At 73.1% G+C, this 13053-nt stretch carries 10 protein-coding genes and 1 pseudogene; 1 reads left to right on the top strand and 10 read right to left on the bottom strand.

Annotation, left to right across the window (positions count from 1 at the left end):
- Positions 1 to 516 precede the first annotated feature (516 nt).
- The 10 genes and pseudogenes from LX83_RS32575 to LX83_RS32620 form a co-directional block, all read right to left on the bottom strand.
- Positions 517 to 1335 carry a cell division protein FtsQ/DivIB gene (locus LX83_RS32575; RefSeq protein WP_253778431.1) on the bottom strand — a complete coding sequence of 273 codons (819 nt, stop codon included), beginning with the start codon at positions 1333 to 1335 and terminating at the stop codon, positions 517 to 519.
- Between the two features lie 92 nt (positions 1336 to 1427).
- Positions 1428 to 2819: pseudogene (gene murC, locus LX83_RS32580) on the bottom strand (UDP-N-acetylmuramate--L-alanine ligase); the annotation flags it as partial.
- Positions 2820 to 2877: 58 nt separating this feature from the next.
- Complete coding sequence (gene murG, locus LX83_RS32585) at positions 2878 to 3981, bottom strand: undecaprenyldiphospho-muramoylpentapeptide beta-N-acetylglucosaminyltransferase (protein WP_253778433.1); 1104 nt, start codon at positions 3979 to 3981, stop codon at positions 2878 to 2880.
- On the bottom strand, positions 3978 to 5516 hold the full coding sequence (gene ftsW, locus LX83_RS32590) for a putative lipid II flippase FtsW (RefSeq protein WP_253778435.1): 1539 nt from the start codon (positions 5514 to 5516) through the stop codon (positions 3978 to 3980). Before ftsW ends, murG begins: the two co-directional genes overlap by 4 nt.
- Before the next feature lie 6 nt (positions 5517 to 5522).
- On the bottom strand, positions 5523 to 6956 hold the full coding sequence (gene murD / locus LX83_RS32595; protein ID WP_253778776.1) for a UDP-N-acetylmuramoyl-L-alanine--D-glutamate ligase: 1434 nt from the start codon (positions 6954 to 6956) through the stop codon (positions 5523 to 5525).
- 74 nt (positions 6957 to 7030) lie between these two features.
- Entirely contained in the window at positions 7031 to 8116 is a 1086-nt protein-coding gene (gene mraY, locus LX83_RS32600) for a phospho-N-acetylmuramoyl-pentapeptide-transferase (protein WP_253778436.1), read from the bottom strand.
- A complete protein-coding gene (locus LX83_RS32605; protein WP_253778438.1) occupies positions 8113 to 9603 on the bottom strand; it encodes a UDP-N-acetylmuramoyl-tripeptide--D-alanyl-D-alanine ligase in 1491 nt (496 codons plus the stop codon). Before LX83_RS32605 ends, mraY begins: the two co-directional genes overlap by 4 nt.
- Positions 9600 to 11279 carry a UDP-N-acetylmuramoyl-L-alanyl-D-glutamate--2,6-diaminopimelate ligase gene (locus LX83_RS32610; protein WP_253778440.1) on the bottom strand — a complete coding sequence of 560 codons (1680 nt, stop codon included), beginning with the start codon at positions 11277 to 11279 and terminating at the stop codon, positions 9600 to 9602. Before LX83_RS32610 ends, LX83_RS32605 begins: the two co-directional genes overlap by 4 nt.
- Positions 11280 to 11340: 61 nt before the next feature.
- Positions 11341 to 11550, bottom strand: coding sequence for a DUF397 domain-containing protein (locus LX83_RS32615; RefSeq protein ID WP_253778442.1), 210 nt, complete (start codon positions 11548 to 11550; stop codon positions 11341 to 11343).
- A 10-nt stretch (positions 11551 to 11560) separates the two neighbouring features.
- Positions 11561 to 12406: a helix-turn-helix domain-containing protein gene (locus LX83_RS32620; RefSeq protein WP_253778444.1), complete on the bottom strand. Its 846-nt coding sequence runs from the start codon at positions 12404 to 12406 to the stop codon at positions 11561 to 11563.
- 134 nt (positions 12407 to 12540) lie between these two features.
- Between LX83_RS32620 and LX83_RS32625 the strand changes: the two genes are divergently transcribed.
- Positions 12541 to 12882: a hypothetical protein gene (locus LX83_RS32625; RefSeq protein WP_253778447.1), complete on the top strand. Its 342-nt coding sequence runs from the start codon at positions 12541 to 12543 to the stop codon at positions 12880 to 12882.
- Positions 12883 to 13053: the final 171 nt, after the last annotated feature.

Below are 13053 nucleotides of genomic sequence, written 5' to 3' on the forward strand. Positions count from 1 at the left end.
CCCGTCACAGGAAGTTCGATTCGCGCCTGCTCCCCCGCGGTTGCTCCTCCCCGCTCGCGCCGGCCCCCGGTCAGTTCCTGGCCCCGCAGTGCGGGCAGATCGGCCGCACCGGCGCCACCCCGCACCAGGGGCATACCTGGGGGTTGGCCCTGGTCATCGCACAGGGGATGACCAGGGCGATCGGCGGCACGGAGGCCACCGGACGGCACGGGCGGCACGCGGCGAGGGGGCGGGACTTGATGGTCACGAAGGGTCCTCAGAAGGTCAGGAAGGTCAGGGTGGACAAGTGGTCGGCCTGCCCGCCGCGCCACGGCGAAGTGGGCGGAACGGGCAGCCGTTCGGCACGTTAGTAACACTTGTCACAGCCACCACAGGCGCCCCTGGCGCCTCAACAGGGGTCTGGTGGGCGCGCCGTGTCCACTCCGGACGCACATCGGCTGACCAGGTGACCACCGGCCGGGGACCGGCCGGCCGGGGCGCGACACCGGGTGAGGGCGGCGCCGCGGCGCTGGTCGGTCAGGAGACGGTCGGCAGGTCCGGGGTGGACACGTCGTAGACCTTGCCCTTCTTGGTGAGCAGGACCTGCAGGATGGCGGCCTTGCGGGCCGAGTCGGTCGCGTCGCCCCACCGCACCTGCCGGCCCGCGGACAGGGTCAGCGTCACGTCCGCCCCGGTCTGCGCGGTCACCGCGAGCACCTCGGGCCGCAGCTTGTCGGTGAGCGCCGCGAGCACCTCGACCACCGCCCTGGTGCCCGGATCGTCGGGTGCCGCCCTGGTCAGGTGCAGTTCGGGCAGGCCGGCGGGCGCCTCGGGCACCCGGGCGTAGTCCTTGCCGGTGCCGTCCACCAGGTGCACCCCGTCCGCGGCCTTGACCACGCCCACCGGGGTGCGCTCGGTGATCAGCAGCCGGACCGTGCCCGGCAGCGACCGCTCCACCCGCACCGACGCGACCCTGGGCAGCTCACCGACGCGCGCGCTGATGCCGTCGGTGTCCAGCCGGGCCATGGGCGTGCCCATGGTGATGTCGGCGGCCCGGCGGACCTGGTCCTCGCCCAGGTCCCGGATTCCGACGACCTCGATCGAGCGAACTCCGAACAGGGGGGTGAACAGCACGGCGATGCCCGCGCCGACCAGGGCCACCGCCACGAGCAGCAGCACCCAGCGGCGGAGCAGGGTCCGGCGGCGGGCCAGCCGCCGGGCCCGGCTCGAACCCGCCTTCCCCGCCGTCCGGCCGGCCCGGGCACCGCCCCGGCGGGCGCCGGGGACGCGGCCCGCGCCACGGCCGGCCGGACGCCTGGCCCGGCCGGTGTCGCGACCGCGGACCGGGGCGCTCATGCCCGCCGCGCTCCGGTGCCCGCCACGCCGGTGCCCGGGATGGTGGCCTCCTCGGGGAGGCTGCCGGGCGCCACCGGCTCGCCCCAGCCGGCCCTGGCCAGCGCGCTGACCAGTTCCGGGCCGAGCAGCGTCACGTCGCCCGCCCCCATGGTCAGCACCAGGTCACCCGCCTCGGCCAGGTCGGCCACGAGCGCGGGCACCCGGTCGAACGAGGGCTCGTAGTGCACCCGCTCGGCGGGCAGCGGCACGGCGTCGGCCACCAGCGCGCCGGTCACCCCGGGCTCCGGGTCCTCCCTGGCGCCGTACACGTCGAGCACCACGACCTCGTCGGCCAGGCCGAGCGCGGTGCCGAACGCGGCGGCGAACTCGCGGGTGCGCGAGTACAGGTGCGGCTGGAACACCACCACGACCCGGCCGTCCTCGGCGACCGGGCGGACCGCGCGCAGCTGCGCGGCCACCTCGGTGGGGTGGTGGGCGTAGTCGTCGTAGACCCGGATGCTGCCGGCCCTGCCCTTGTACTCGAACCGCCGGCGCACCCCGCCGAACGCGGCCAGCCCGTCCAGCAGCTCGCCGCGCGGCGCGCCCAGCTCGACACCGGCCAGCAGCGCGGCCACGGCGTTGTCGGCCATGTGCTCACCGGGCACGGCCACCCGCACGTCCACCACCTCGCCGGCCAGCTCCACCCGGGCCAGCCCGCCGCCGCCCTCGGCGCGGTAGTCCAGCAGCCGGGCGTCGTCCGGCCCACCGGCTGTGCGGCCGTAGCGGCGGACCCGCACGCCCCGCCGCTCCACCCGGTCGGCCAGTGCGGCCGCACCCGGGTCGTCGGCGCAGGCGATGAGCACCCCGTCCGGCGCGATCCGCTCGGCGAACGAGTCGAACACCGCGGTGTAGGCCTCGACCGTGCCGTGGTGGTCGAGGTGGTCGGCCTCCACGTTGGTCACCACCGCCACCGACGGGGAGAACACCAGGAACGACCCGTCGCTCTCGTCGGCCTCGGCCACGAAGATGCCGCCGCTGCCCTGGTGGGCGTTGGCGCCGGACTCGTTGAGGTCGCCGCCGATGGCGAAGGACGGGTCCATCCGGCAGTGCTGCAGCGCCACGGTGAGCATGGACGTAGTCGAGGTCTTGCCGTGCGTGCCGGCCACGCAGGCCACCCGGTGGCCGGACATCAGCGCGGCCAGCGCCTCGGCCCGGCGCAGCACGGTGACGCCCCGCCGCCTGGCCTCGACCAGCTCCGGGTTGTCCTCGCGGATCGCCGTGGACACCACCACCGCGGTCGGGCCGCCGGGCAGCTGGTCCAGGTTGGCGCCCCGGTGTCCCACGGCGATGGTCGCGCCCTGCGCGCGCAGCGCCAGCACGGTCCGCGAGTCCTTGGCGTCGGAGCCGGCCACGGCGGCTCCCCTGGCCAGCAGGATGCGGGCGATGCCGCTCATCCCGGCCCCGCCGATGCCCACCAGGTGCACCCGGGACAACACGTCGGTCACCGGTCCCCCCTCCTGCCCGGCCGGCCGCTCGCCCGCGGCCGGCGCGTTCGCACGTGTCTCACTTCCGGATTACCTCAAGCACGGTACGGGCCAGCACCTCGCCGGCCGACCGGTGCCCGCCCTGCTGGGCCGCGGCGCTCATGGCGGCCAGCCGGGACCGGTCGGTCAGCATGGGCACCACCTCGTCGACGACCTTCTGCGAGGTCAGCTCGGCGTCCGGCACCAGCAGCGCGCCGCCGGCGTCCACCACCGGCTTGGCGTTGAACGCCTGCTCGCCGTTGCCGATCGGCAGCGGCACGTACACCGCGGGCAGGCCGACCGCGGACACCTCGGCCACGGTCATCGCGCCGGAACGGCACAGCACCGCGTCGGCCGCGGCGTAGGCCAGGTCCATCCGCTCCAGGTAGGGCACGGCCACGTACGGCGGGCTGCCCGGCACGCCCTGCACCACCAGGGTGTTCTTCGGGCCGTGCGCGTGCAGCACGCCCACGCCGGCGCGGGCGAACTCCACGGCCGCCCCGGACACCGCGTTGTTGATCGTGCGCGCGCCCTGCGAGCCGCCGAACACCAGCAGCGTGGGCGCGTCCGGGTGCAGGCCGAAGTGGGCGCGGGCCTGGGCGCGCAGCGCCGCCCGGTCCAGGCTGGTGATGGACTCGCGCAGCGGGATGCCGATCACCTCGGCGTTCGGCAGGCCGCTGTCCGGCACGGCCGCGGCCACCCGCTCGGCAAACCTGGCCCCCACCTTGTTGGCCAGGCCGGCGCGCGCGTTGGCCTCGTGCACCACGATCGGCACCCGGCCGCGGGCCGCCAGGTAGGCGGGCAGCGCCACGTAGCCGCCGAACCCGACCACCACGTCCGCGCCGACCCGCTCCAGCACCTCACGGGTGTGCCTGACCGCGCCCCGCACCCGCAGCGGGAGCTTGAGCAGGTCCGGGGTTGGCTTGCGGGGCATCGGCACCGGCGGGATGAGTTCCAGCGGGTACCCGCGGGCGGGCACCAACTTGCTCTCCAGTCCGCGCTCGGTGCCCAACGCGACCACGCGGGCGTCGGGGCGCAAGCGGCGGACCGCGTCCGCCAGCGCCAGGGCCGGTTCGATGTGCCCGGCGGTGCCCCCTCCGGCCACCACCACGCACGGTCCCCCCTGCTGGACCTGCCCGTTCACCGGTTTCCTCCTTCTGCTGTGCGCCCGTAGCCGTAGCGACCGGAGTCGCCGCTGCCGCTGCCCCGACCGCTGTCCCGGTCTCGGCTGGTGTAGCCGGCACTGCCCCGGCCACGGGCGGAACGTTGTTGTCCCGTGCGCCGCGCGCCGCGGCGACGGTAGTCCGACGGCGGGGCGGATCGGCCCGCCCGCCATCGCTCCTCCATGAGCTGCGCCGCACTGCGGCCGGACACCCCGGCCGGCCGCCCCGGCCGCTTGGGCGGCGTGGACGGTCGGGCCGGGCGGCGGCGCGCCGGCGGCCGGTACGGCTCGGTCGCCGGCAGACGCAGCAGCCCGCCGACGCGACCGGGTCCGAACGTGCGCAGCGCGGCCACCGCCTCCGGTTCGTGTCGCGCGCAGTTGGCAAGGATGCCGAACACCAGCATGGTGGTCACCATGGAGGTGCCCCCGGCCGAGATCAGCGGCAGCGTGATACCGGTGACCGGCAGCAGCCGCACCACGTAGCCGATGTTGATGGCGGCCTGGGCCACCAGCCACACCGTGAGCGTGCCGCTGACCAGCCGGATCCACGGGTCGGTGTTGCGGCTGGCGATGCGCAGCCCGGTCACCGCCAGCAGCGCGAACAGGCCGAGCACCACCGCGCAGCCGAGCAGGCCCAGTTCCTCGCCGATCACCGCGAAGATGAAGTCGTCGGTGGGCCGGGGCAGGTACTGCCACTTGGCCGTGCCCTGGCTCAGGCCCTTGCCGAACAGCCCGCCCGAGGCCAGCGCGTAGATGGCCTGCACGGACTGGAAGCTGGCGTCCGGGTCGGCCTCGGGGTTGAGGAAGGCCAGCACCCTGGCCTCGCGGTAGTCGGCGACCAGCGCCAGGGTGACCACGCCCACCACCAGGCCGGCGGCCAGCGCGGCGAACAGCCGCATGGGCGCGCCCACGAACCACAGCAGGCTGATCAGCACCACCACCAGCGTGATGGTGCCGCCCAGGTCCGGCTGGAGCATGAGCAGCGCGAACATGATCAGCGCCACCGGCACCAGCGGCACCAGCAGGTGCCGGTACTGGTGCAGCATGGCGCGCTTGGTGACCAGCACGTGCGCGCCCCACAGGGCCAGCGCCACCTTGGCCACCTCGATGGGCTGGAAGGACACCCCGGGCAGGACGGTGAACCAGGACCGGGCGCCGCCGGCCTCGGTGCCCAACGGGGTCAGCACCAGCACCAGCAGGACCAGGCAGACCAGCAGGGCCGGGGCGGACAGCGCGCGGATGCGGCGCAGCGGCACGCGCAGCCCCACGTAGAACGCGACCAGGCCGACGCAGGCGAACACGGCCTGCTTGGCGAACACCGAGTAGGCCGAGCCGGTCGAGGACACCGACGTGGGCGAGGACGCGGACAGCACCATCACCAGCCCCAGCGCGGTGAGCAGGCCGAACACCGCGAGCAGCAGGTGGAAGTCGGCGAGGGGACGCCCCAGCCACCCGGTCAGCGCGGTGCGCAGGGCGGCGATCCGCCTGGCACCGGCTCCCGCCGGTCGCCGTGCCACGTCAGCTCACCTGGCCTGGGAGTGCCCAGGACCCCCGGGCCGGGTCAGCTCGTGCACGGCCTGGGTGAACACGCGCCCCCGGTGCGGGTAGTCGGTGAACATGTCCCAGGAGGCGGCTGCCGGGGCGAGCAGCACAACATCACCCGGACGTGCCATTGCCAGCGCCGCGCGGACCGCCGTAGTCATGGGCTCATCGTCTCCCGGTTCGACCACTCGAACGGGGACATTCGGCGCGTGTCGCGCCAGCGCGGCGGCGATCACGTTGCGGTCCTTGCCCAACAGCACCACGCCGCGTAGCCGGTCGGCCACGCTGAGCACCAGCTCGTCGATCGCGTCCTGGGAGGCGCCCTTGAGATCACCGCCGGCCAGCCACACCGCGCTGGCGTAGCCGGCCAGCGACGCGGCGGCGGCGTGCGGGTTGGTCGCCTTGGAGTCGTTGACGTAGCGCACGCCCGCGTGCTCGGCGACCAGTTCGGCGCGGTGCGCCACGGGCTGGAACGCGGCCAGTCCGTCCCGCACCGCCGCCGAGGGCACGCCGGCCGCCCTGGCCAGCGCCGCCGCGGCCAGCGCGTCGAACACCCCGGGCGGCCCGGCCGGGCGGACCCGCTCGACCGGGATCAGCGCCTCGCCCTGGGCGGGATCGGCGGTGAAGGCCCGGTCGAGCAGCACGTCACCGGCCACGCCCAGCTGGCCGGGACCCGGCTCGCCCAGGGTGACGCCCACCCGACGGGCGGCGGGCGCGGCCGCGAGCAGGTCGGCGACCAGCGGGTCGTCCACCCCGGCCACGGCCACCTCGCCGGTGAGCACCCGCGCCTTGGCCGCCACGTAGTCGGCCATGGTGCCGTGCCAGTCCAGGTGGTCCTCGGCGACGTTGAGCAGCACCCCGGCGGCCGGGGCCACCGACGGCGACCAGTACAGCTGGAAGCTGGACAGCTCCACGGCGAGCACCCGGTGGCCGGCCAGCACCGCGTCCACCACGGGCAGGCCGACGTTGCCGCAGGCCACCGCGTCCAGCCCAGCGGCCCGCAGGATCGACTCCAGCATGCTGACCGTGGTGGTCTTGCCGTTGGTGCCGGTGACCGCGAGCCAGCGGGGCGGCTCGGGCAGCGCGGCGGAGATCCGCCACGCCAGCTCGACCTCGCCGATCACCTCGACGCCGCGCGCCGAGGCGGCGGCCAGCAGTGGGCTGCTCGGCCGCCACCCCGGGCTGGTCACCACCAGGTCCACCCCGGCGGGCGGCTCGGTCAGTCCGACGCGCAGCGCCACCGCCTCGGCCCGCTCGCCGCCCAGGTCGGCGCGCAACTGGTCGCGCAGGCCGTCCAGCCGCTCGGCGGCGCCGTCGGTCACGGTGACCTGGGCGCCGGCGGCCAGCAGCGCCCTGGTCGCCGACCGGCCGGTCACCCCGGCGCCGGCGACCAGCACGTGCCGGCCGGCCAGCAGCTCGGGGACGACCGGAGCGGGGCCGGTCCCACCGGCACTGGCCGCCGGGTCCACCTGGGGGTTGTTCACCTGGGTCAGCCTCCCGACGCGGTGAGCCACTCGCTGTAGAACAGGCCGAGGCCGAACATGCAGCAGACGCCGGCGAGCAGCCAGAACCGGATGATGACGGTGGTTTCCGCCCAGCCGGCCAACTCGAAGTGGTGGTGGAACGGGGCCATCCGGAAGATGCGGCGCCGGGTGGCCCTGAAGATCGCGATCTGCATCACCACCGACATCATCTCGACCACGAACAGGCCACCGATCACGATCATCAGCAGCTCGGTGCGGGTGGTGATGGACAGCCCGGCGACCAGGCCGCCCAGGGCCAGCGAGCCGGTGTCCCCCATGAAGATCTTGGCCGGTGCCGCGTTCCACCACAGGAAGCCGAGGCAGCCGCCCATGGCGGCGGCGGCGATCACGGCCAGGTCCAGCGGGTCGCGCACCTCGTAGCAGCCGGCCAGCACCAGGGTCTTGCAGTCGTAGCGGAACTGCCAGAAGCACACCACCGTGTAGGTGGCCAGCACCATCGCGGACGAGCCGCCGGCCAGGCCGTCCAGGCCGTCGGTGAAGTTCACCGCGTTCGACCACGCGCTGACCGCCGCGTAGCAGAACACGATGAAGCCGATGATGCCGAAGGACACCACGGCGATGTCCCGCACGAACGACAGGTTCACCGACGCCGGGGTCAGGCCCCTGCTGTCCGGGAACCGGGTCGCCAGGATGGCGAACGCGATGGTGGCGACGAACTGGCCGACCAGCTTGGCGGTCTTGTTCAGCCCCAGGTTGCGCTGCTTGCGGATCTTGATGAAGTCGTCGAGGAACCCGACCAGGCCCAGCCCGGAGGTCAGCAGCAGCACCAGCAGCCCGGAGGCGCTGGGCTCCCGGCCCTGCGGGGTGGAGAACCGGTTGTACAGGTGGGCGGCCAGGTAGCCGGCCCACATGGCGACCAGGATGGCCACCCCACCCATGGTGGGCGTGCCCCGCTTGGCCTTGTGGCCCTGCGGCCCCTCCTCGCGGATCTCCTGGCCGAAGCCCTGCCTGGAGAACACCCGGATCAGGTAGGGCGTGAGCAGGATCGAGACGAACAACGCGGCCGCGGCCGCGATGAGAATGCTGATCACGCCGGCTCACCGTCCTGCCCGGCCAGCAGGGCGTCGGCCACCCGCCACAGCGCCTCGGACTTGGACGCCTTCACCAACACGACGTCATCCGGCCGCACCTGTTCGCGCAGCAGCGCGATCGCGGCATCGACGTCCGGCACCAGTACCGACTCCTCTCCCCACGAGCCCTCCAGGCTCGCTCCTTGGTGCATCGGCCGCGCTTGCTCGCCGACGACAACCAGCCGACTGATGTCTAGGCGCACCGCGAGGCGTCCGATCTCGTCGTGCGCCGCGGTGCTCTGCTCGCCGAGCTCGCCCATCAGGCCGAGCACGGCCCAGGAGCGTCGCCGCCCCCGTGGACCGCCCGCCCGCGCCATGGCGGCCAGCGTCTTGAGCGCGGCCCGCACGGACTCCGGGTTGGCGTTGTACGAATCGTTGAGCACGGTCACCCCGTCGGGGCGGGTGGTGACCTCCATCCGCCTGGCCGACACCCGCTGCGCCGCGGACAGCCGGGCGGCCACCTGGGCCACGTCGGCGCCCAGCTCCAGGGCGACGGCGGCGGCGGCCAGGGCGTTGCCCACGTGGTGCGCGCCGTGCAGGGTCAGCCGCACCGGTGCGCTGCCCTGCGGGGTGACCAGGGTGAAGCTGGCCCTGGCCACCTCGTCGAGCACCACGTCCTCGGCGCGCACCTCGGCCTTGGGGTCCTGGCCGACCAGCACCACCCGGGCACTGGTGCGGCTGGCCATGGCCGCGACGAGCGGGTCGTCCGCGTTGAGCACGGCCACCCCGCCGTCGGCGGCCGAGGGCAGCGCCTCGACCAGCTCACCCTTGGCGCGGGCGATGCCCTCCCGCGAGCCGAACTCGCCCAGGTGCGCGCTGCCCACGTTGAGCACCGCCCCGATCCGGGGCGGCGCGGTCCGGCACAGCGCGGCGATGTGCCCGGTGCCGCGCGCGGACAGCTCCAGCACCAGGTGCCGGGTGTGCGCGTCGGCGCGCAGCGCGGTCCACGGGTGGCCCAGCTCGTTGTTGAACGACCCGGGCGGCGCCACGGTCGGCCCCAACTCGCCGAGCAGCTGCGCGATCAGGTCCTTGGTGGAGGTCTTGCCGGACGAGCCGGTCACCCCGACCACGGTGAGCCCGGTCGGCGCGAGCCGGTCCACCACGGCCCTGGCCAGGCTGGCCAGCCCGGCCAGCACCGCGGCGCCGCTGCCGTCCCGGTCGCCGGTGAGCGCCAGCGCCCGGGTGTGCGCGTCGGAGACCGGCGGCACGATCACCGCGGGCCCGGGCACCTCGCGGGCGGCCAGCACGCCGACCGCGCCGGCGCGCAGCGCGGCCTCGGCGAAGTCGTGCCCGTCCACGCGTTCCCCGGGCACCGCCACGAACAGCCCACCGGGGCCGACGCGGCGCGAGTCGAACTCGACGCTCCCGGTGACCACCGGGGAGCCGTCGGTGTTGTGCAGCCGTCCTCCGACGGCCGTGGCGATGTCCGCCAGCGTCAGCGGGATCACGGCGTCTCCTCGTTGCTGCCGCTGGCGTCGCCGCCGTTGGCGTTGCTGCCGTTGGCACCCGGGTTGTCCGCGCCCAGCGTGGCGCGGATCGCCGCGGCCAACTCGTCGCGATCCGAGAACGGATGCACCACCCCTGCGACCTCCTGGCCGGTCTCATGTCCCTTGCCGGCGATGACGACGACATCGCCCGGCCCTGCCTCGGCGACCGCCCGGCGGATCGCCTGCCTGCGGTCGCCAACCTCGATGACCTCGCCGCGCTCGGTCTCGGGCACGGCGAGCGCACCAGCGAGCATGGCCTGCCTGATCGCGGCCGGGTCCTCGCTGCGCGGGTTGTCGTCGGTGACAACCAGCAGGTCACTGCGGCGAGCCGCGGCCTCACCCATGATCGGGCGCTTGGCCGTGTCCCGGTCGCCACCGCAACCCAGTGCCACGATCACCCTGCCAGTTGCTCGCGCACGCACCGCGTCCAGGGCCACCGCGACGGCCGCCGGCTTGTGCGAGTAGTCGACCACCGCGGTGAAATCCTGCCCGGCGTCCACCCGCTCCATCCGACCGGGCACCCGCGCGGCGGCGAGTCCCCGCACGATCGCGTCCGGCCCGACCTCCATGGCGTGCAGGCAGCCCACCGCCAGCAGGGCGTTGGCCACGTTGAACGACCCGGGCAGCGCGATGCCGATCGGCAGGCTCAGCCCGGCCGCGGCGTTGACCGCGGTGAACGTCTGCTCCCCGGTCGGCGACACCACCACGTCCTCGGCCACCCAGGTGGGGCCCGGCTCGTCAGCGTCGTCCTGGCCCGGCGGCACCGTCGCCACGGTCACCGTGGTCGGCTTGACCAGCCGGCGGCCCCACTCGCTGTCCACGCACACGACCTCGACGTCGGCGCGACCGTCGAACAGCGCGGCCTTGGTCTGGAAGTAGTCCTCCATGTCCTGGTGGAAGTCCAGGTGGTCCTGGGACAGGTTGGTGAACGCGCCCACCGCGAAGTGGGTGCCGGCGACCCGCCCCAGCGCCAGCGCGTGGCTGGAGACCTCCATGACCACCGCGGTCACCCCGCGCTCCAGCATCACCGCCAGCAGCGCCTGCAGGTCGGGCGCTTCCGGCGTGGTGAACGCGCTGTCCAGCCGCTGTCCGGCGATGCGCGTCTCCACCGTGCCGATCAGCCCGGTGTCGTGCCCGTCGGCGGCCAGCGCCGACTCGATCAGGTAGGTGGTGGTGGTCTTGCCGGAGGTGCCGGTCACGCCCCACACGTCCAGGTGACGCGAGGGGTTGCCGTAGATGCGGGCCGCCAGTTCGCCGACCACGGCGCGCGGGTCGCGGTGGATGAGCACCGGCACCTGGCCGTCGCGCACCTCCTCGGCGTCGCGGATCGCGGGCCGCCGCGCGCCGGCCTCGTCGGTGAGGATGGCCGCGGCACCGGCGGCGAGCGCGTCCCCGGCGAAGTCCGCGCCGTGCACCCGGGCCCCGGGCAACGCGGCGAACAGGTCACCCCGGCGGACGTGCTGGGCGCGCAGCGTCGCACCGGTCACCACCACGTCGGCGCGTCCGGGCGTGGTCAGCAGCGCGTCGGCCAGCGTCGCGAGTTCACCGACGGAAACCGGTTCGACGCGACTGGGACGGGGCGGTGCGATCGCGCCCTTACCTATCTGTTCGGTAGGGCCGTTGAGCTTGGCAGGCACGTCGCGGAAGGCTACCGGCGTACCCAGCGTGGCCGCCCCCTACCGGCCCGTTCGGCCCCGATCAGCAAAGATCAAAGTCACCCTGCTTGGCGGCCACCAAAAACCGTGTCAGGGCGTCACCACCGAACACCAGCACCCCACCACCCCGATTCTTGCTGTCCCGCACCCCCACCAGCCCGCCACCCGATCCCAACTCGACGCACTCGGCTCCCTGGGTGTTGCTCCGGCTGCTCTTGCGCCAAATCACGTTGGACAGGTCGTTGACTCGCATCCAGCACACCTCACAATTCGGCGATCACTCGATCCAGCAGCCCGAATGACTCGCTGGGGTCCAACGCGCTGGCTCGAAGATGGTCAAGGGCCAAGCTATACCGGCTCACGTCCGGCTCGTCATCAAGGTAGAGGCCACCGGTAAGGGTGTCGACGTACACAACGCTCGGGTAGTCCGCGAACTTGAGATAACTGAACGAAGTACCCATCGCGATGTGCTGCCCCTTGGCAAAGGGCAACAGTTGCAACGTGACATTGGACAACTCGGCCATCTTGCGCAGATGCAGCAGTTGCGCGAGCTGCACGTCGGTTCCGCCGACGGCGCGGCGCAGTGCCGCCTCGTCAATGATCGACCAGACTTTGAGATCACCGTCGTGCACCCGCTTCTGCCGCGACAGCCGCAGGTCCACCCGCTTCTCAACAAGCTCGTCAGCCGCATCCGGCGCCCCGGAACGCATCAACAAGCGCGCGTACGTCGAGGTCTGGAACAGACCCGGAATCAGGTCGATGTGAAAGGAGTCCAGCGCACCGGCTTCCGCTTCCAACGACACGTAGTCGAAAAACCAGTCAACCACGACGTCCATGTAGCAGTGCCACCAACCGCGCTGCTTTGCGACGCGGACCAACCGCACCAGCCAGTCGGTCTTCTTCTGGTCAGCCCCGTACAGCTGGGCCAGTGCCTTCGCGTCTACTATGGACACGCCGATGGCACCGGATTCGATGCGGCTGATTTTCGACTTTGAGAAGCCCAACTCGTCGATCACGTGCTCGAACTCCAGCCCGGCTTCCTTGCGGAGCTTGGCCAGTTCCTTGCCGAGGAGGCGGCGTCGCACGCCGGGTGACTTGCCCTGCACCATGTGCTCAGCGTAACCGAAGAGCTACCACCTGATCGGGTGAAGTTCTGCCCAAAAGCAATCTGCCTTGTTGCACAAATCAGGCCGGCGATGCCACCGTCATATCCCACCAACAGCCCCTGAGCTGGGAGGGAACCGTGACCCCGATCTCCGACGCGCTCGCTCGCGCGCAGGACCTGCTCAAGCAGGACATGACCGGCTATCTGTCCGAAGTGGAGTATCTGATCGCCGACAGTGACCACGGCGACGAGGTCGTCGCCGAGGTCGCCCGCAGCGAGGTGCCCCGCCTGGTCGCCGCCATTCGCGGCGCGATCATCAACCACAAGCGCGACCTCTACGGCATGTGCCTGGGCTGCGCCCCCACGTGGGAACAGGGCCGATGGGTCCGTGAGCCGTGGCCCTGCCCGGTGGTGAACGAGTTGCAGCAATACGTGCGCGATCCGGACTCCATCTACGACCGCGCCCCCCACGCCCGCTGAACAATTCCTCCACCACAGCCCAAAACGCTTTCCGGGCCCCCGACCCGAAATCCACGCGCGATCGTGTGTCCAACCCCAACTGGTTACAGATCAGGTGCGCGGCGGTCGGTCACCGCGCGGCGATCCCGCGCTGGGCCACAGGCGCACTCGCGCCGTGCGTGATCGCGAAAC

The organism is Goodfellowiella coeruleoviolacea (assembly GCF_024171785.1).
Lineage (GTDB): Bacteria > Actinomycetota > Actinomycetes > Mycobacteriales > Pseudonocardiaceae > Goodfellowiella > Goodfellowiella coeruleoviolacea.

Excerpts from the sequence above, each read along its gene's own strand:
- LX83_RS32575 (WP_253778431.1), bottom strand. The coding sequence starts at position 1,335 with ATGAGCGCCCCGGTCCGCGGTCGCGACACCGGCCGGGCCAGGCGTCCG.
- LX83_RS32620 (WP_253778444.1), bottom strand. The coding sequence starts at position 12,406 with ATGGTGCAGGGCAAGTCACCCGGCGTGCGACGCCGCCTCCTCGGCAAG.
- LX83_RS32615 (WP_253778442.1), bottom strand. The coding sequence starts at position 11,550 with ATGCGAGTCAACGACCTGTCCAACGTGATTTGGCGCAAGAGCAGCCGG.